The 4103-nt window shown below is 67.7% G+C and carries 6 protein-coding genes; 2 read left to right on the top strand and 4 right to left on the bottom strand.

What is annotated here, in order from left to right:
* The coding region (locus VFA16_RS11320) for a 2'-5' RNA ligase family protein (protein ID WP_324967895.1) at window positions 1–451 on the bottom strand (451 nt) is incomplete at its 3' end.
* Window positions 452–454: 3 nt separating this feature from the next.
* The gene (locus VFA16_RS11315) at window positions 455–733 is read right to left on the bottom strand and encodes a DUF1876 domain-containing protein (RefSeq protein WP_324967894.1); all 279 of its coding nucleotides are present in this window, start codon (window positions 731–733) and stop codon (window positions 455–457) included.
* A gap of 128 nt (window positions 734–861) precedes the next feature.
* Here VFA16_RS11315 and VFA16_RS11310 point away from each other — a divergent pair, with 128 nt between their 5' ends.
* Together VFA16_RS11310 and VFA16_RS11305 are read left to right on the top strand one after the other, a co-directional pair.
* On the top strand, window positions 862–1620 hold the full coding sequence (locus VFA16_RS11310) for an SDR family NAD(P)-dependent oxidoreductase (protein ID WP_324967893.1): 759 nt from the start codon (window positions 862–864) through the stop codon (window positions 1618–1620).
* Window positions 1617–2450 (top strand): SDR family oxidoreductase, encoded by an 834-nt coding sequence (locus VFA16_RS11305; RefSeq protein WP_324967892.1) that lies wholly within the window; start codon window positions 1617–1619, stop codon window positions 2448–2450. The genes VFA16_RS11310 and VFA16_RS11305 overlap by 4 nt, the downstream gene beginning before the upstream one ends.
* On the opposite strand, the gene VFA16_RS11300 is transcribed toward VFA16_RS11305, so the two are convergent.
* Window positions 2431–3228 (bottom strand): dienelactone hydrolase family protein, encoded by a 798-nt coding sequence (locus tag VFA16_RS11300; protein ID WP_324967891.1) that lies wholly within the window; start codon window positions 3226–3228, stop codon window positions 2431–2433. The genes VFA16_RS11305 and VFA16_RS11300 overlap by 20 nt on opposite strands.
* A gap of 12 nt (window positions 3229–3240) precedes the next feature.
* Complete coding sequence (locus tag VFA16_RS11295) at window positions 3241–3933, bottom strand: DUF4245 domain-containing protein (protein ID WP_414687695.1); 693 nt, start codon at window positions 3931–3933, stop codon at window positions 3241–3243.
* Between the last annotated feature and the right edge of the window lie 170 nt (window positions 3934–4103).

The raw sequence follows: 4103 nt of genomic DNA, 5'->3' as shown, positions 1-4103 counted from the left end.
GCAGCGGCAACACGTCGAGCACAGCGCCGACGACCACCGGCAACTGAGCCAGCATCGCTCGCGGCGCAAGCGAACAGTGGGGCAGCCAGATCCCGGGCACGTAGTGCTTGTGCAGTTCGGCACCGGTGGCTGTGACTGCCTCGACCACGCGTGCCTGCCGCGCGACGAAGTCGGCGCTCACGCCGGCGACGAGCCACGTGCGGCCGCGCCGGAACAGCCCTACCCCGTCGAAGCTGAGCTCGACCGGAGAGCCGTCGCCGAGATCCTCCAGGGCGGCGGTGACCGCCGTCTGGTCCCAGCTGCGCAGCACCGCATACGAGAGGTGCGGCACGTGGCGCCCGTGGGTGTGGGAGCGCAGGCTCGGGACGCCGTGCTGCTCGATGCGGTCCCACAGCCCGCGGACCGCGCGCTCGGATTGCCGGTCGAACAGCAAGCAGACGGCCAGGGCCACGGATCAGCGATAAAGGTGCACAGGTTGGTGCGTGACCTGCTCGATCTGCCGTGACGCGCTCTGCAGCAGCTCGGTGCCCAACGCGATCAACCCTCTTGCGGCGGCGATCTGTTCACCAATCATCGGCTGGCTTGCATCCTTCGGATGGCGGAACGCATCACCCAGGGCGGTCATCGTCTCGCCGTAGCCGAGTTGGGCGCGCACCGTCGCATGGGTGTGCGTATCGTCCTCGTCGAACTCGATGTCGACATGCCAGTTGTTGTTCAAATCGCGGTCGTACATAGCAATCACCTTCTTTAGTGCCAAGCTAACCGCGAAACGGCGTTCGGCGACAGGTCTTGCTCGTCGCTTCTGCGACAGCGCACCGTACTATCGCTACCCGGCGATCCCGATTCGACAGGAGCCCTACCTTGACCAACCGCAACGCTGTCGTCGTGGGAGGAGCATCCGGAATCGGCCGGGCGGTCGCACATGCGCTGGCCGCCGATAAGTGCCGCGTCACCGTCGCCGACCGCAACACAAAAGGTGCCGAGCGTGTCCGGCTAGAGCTCGGCGATCCGCACCTGGCGGGCACCGTCGAGGTCACCGACGAAGACTCGGTGCGGGCGCTGTTCGCGACGACCGAGCCGTTCGACATCGTGGTCAACACTGCCGGTTTCAGCGGTCTCGGGCTGATCAGTGAGCTGCCGGTCGCGGAGTTTCGCGCGGTCGTCGACGTCTGCCTCACCGGAGCTTTCCTAGTGATCAAACATGCGGCACATGCGCTGCGCGACGGCGGTGCGCTGGTGTCGCTAAGTTCACTGAACGCCCGGCAGCCCGCGGCCGCGATGAGCGCTTACTGCGCGGCCAAGGCGGGGCTGTCGATGCTGACCCAGGTCGCTGCGCTGGAATTGGCGCCGCGGGGCATCCGGGTCAACGCGGTGGCGCCAGGGTTCGTGCACACGCCACTGACCGAGCCGGCCACCCAGATTCCCGGCGTGCTGGACGAATATCTGGAGAACACCCCGCTAGGCCGCGCCGGCACCGCCGAGGAGGTCGCCGAGGCGGTGGTGTTCATGTGCAAAGCGTCCTGGCTGACCGGTGAAGTGCTCGACCTCAACGGCGGCGCGCATCTCAAGCGCTATCCCGACGTCTATGGACATGTGATGAAACTGGCGGTGCAGCAATGACTTTCACAGGCAAACAGGCGATCGTCACTGGCGCCGGCTCGGGCATCGGCGCCGCACTGTGCCGGGCGCTGGTGGGTGCGGGCGCCGACGTCGTCTGCACCGACATCGACGGCGAGGCCGCCGCCCGCACTGCCGAAAGCCTCACCGGTCCCGGCTCTGCCCGCTCGGCCAGAGTCGACGTCACCGATGCGGCCGCGGTGCAGGGCGTCGTCGATGACGTGGTCTCCCGTACCGGTCGGGTCGATCTGATGTTCAACAACGCCGGCATCGCATGGGGCGGCGACACCGAACTGCTGACGCTGCAGCAATGGAACGCGATCATCGACGTCAACATCCGTGGCGTGGTGCATGGCGTGGTCGCCGCCTATCCGGTGATGCTGCGCCAGGGCCACGGCCACATCGTCAACACCGCGTCGATGGCCGGGCTGACCGCGGCCGGGCAGATCACCAGCTACGTGATGACCAAGCACGCCGTTGTGGGGCTGTCGCTGGCGTTGCGCTCCGAGGCGGTGTCGCGCGGCGTGGGTGTGCTGGCCATCTGCCCGGCCGCTGTGGAAACGCCGATTCTGGACAAAGGCGCGGTCGGCGGGTTCGTCGGCCGCGATTACTACCTGCGCGGCCAGGGCATGAAGAGCGCCTACGACCCCGACCGGCTGGCCCGCGACACGTTGCGGGCGATCGAACGCAACAAGGCGCTGCTTGTGGTGCCCAAACGCGCGCATGCCTCGTGGATATTCGCGAGGCTGGCACCTGGTCTGCTGCAACGGATGTCGATCGGTTTCGTCGAGGGCCAGCGCGCCCGGCAGGCCGCTAGGTCAAGCGCTGGGTGAGGAATTCGACGACCCGCTTGCGGGCTTCGTAGGCCGGGTGGCCGTCCGTTTCACGCACCTCGTCGGTCAACACCGAATGCGCCATCCGGGTGAAACCGTATTCATTGCTTGGACCGGAGTCGATCTCGATGACCTCGAACGCGTCGCCGAGCTTGTCCTTGAGTGTTCGGAAGCGTTCGCGCGGAGACAACTTGTCCTCGCTGAACCGTAATCCCATGGCGCACAAGCCGTCCTCGGCAGCGCGCTCAGCGACGACGTTCAGCTCGTGGTCGCTCACGCCGGGGTCGCGGCGCATGGCGCGGGTGATGGGAATCGGCAGCGACGGCTGGCTGAGCACCGGCGCCAGCACGCTGTCGTCGACCGCGGCGGCCAGCGCGAACCCGCCGGTGAAGCACTGGCCGATGACCCCGACGCCCTTGCCCGGTGTGGCCGCGTTCAGGTCGCGGGCCAGTGCCCGCAGAAATACCGACACCGGCCGCTGCTTGTTGGTGGCGAACGCTGCGAATTCCCTTGCCACACAGGCGCGGGCCATCGTCGGAAGCACATAGCCGGCCGACAGCGGCCGCCCCGGCGTACCGAACAATGACGGGATCGCCACAGTAAAGTTGTTGTCCACCAGGTGGTTTCCCAATGCCAGAACACCGGGATGGATGCCGGGGATCTCAGGGATCAGCACCACACCGGGGCCCTCGCCCTTGCGGTAGACGTCATGGGTGTAGCCACCGCCGGTGAACGGTGCGGCGGACCACCCGGAGAGGTCGGCTTCGGGTGCGGTCATGGACGGGTCCTTCTATCGGCTCGCCGGCAGCGGCGGTCGGGATTGGGTGGCCGCCGCTAGCGTACGGAACTGGTCGGTGCTTCCGGCGCCGGTTATCGCGATCTGGGTGCCGGCCGCGCCGCCCAGCCGGGTGGTCCACACCGGCTCGGTGCCGTCGCCCTGGTAGACGATCCAGCGGGTGCCGTCGACGTCGACGGTGCCGGTTGGGTACATCGACGAGTGAATGGAGCGGACCAGCTTGTCCTCGTCGGCGTTGCTTTGGGTCAGGCCCAGGTACATCCCGGTCGGGCTGATGTATCCGACGGTCGAGGTGGCGGCGTTGAGCCGCTGACCGTTGGCGGGGTCCGTTCGCCCGTTCTCGATCCCGCCGCGGCTGCCGGAGTTCGACTGCCAGCCCTGCGGCAACCGCGGCAGCCGGATCGGGAAACCGAGTGTCTGGGCGTCGGCCCGAAGCGCGCTGGCCGCGTCGTAGGACGGGATGGGTCCGGTGTTCGTGCCGCTGGGCGCAAACGAGCACATCCCGACCAAGCCCGCCAACAGGATGCATGCCACCGCCAACGGGGCGAGCGACCAGAACATGTCGCGCCCGTCCTGCAGCAGCCGTGGCTTGGCCGGCTTGGGCGCCGGAGCCGGCTGCTGAGTGGTCACGAATCCAGTATCCCAGCTCCCGACGGCCGACCTGCTTCTGGGAGAATCAGCAACCATGAGCCCTACCGATGGCGCCGCTGCCTCCTCGCCGAAACCCGGCTCGTCGTCGCGGACGCAAGCCGATCGCGCCGCTGCCTCCTCGCCGAAACCCGGCTCGTCGTCGCGGACGCAAGCCGATCGCGCCGCTGCCTCCTCGCCGAAACCCGGCTCGTCGTCGCGGACGCAAG

Source organism: Mycobacterium sp. (assembly GCF_035653355.1).
Lineage (GTDB): Bacteria > Actinomycetota > Actinomycetes > Mycobacteriales > Mycobacteriaceae > Mycobacterium.
This window is presented reverse-complemented; position numbering and strand designations above follow the sequence as displayed.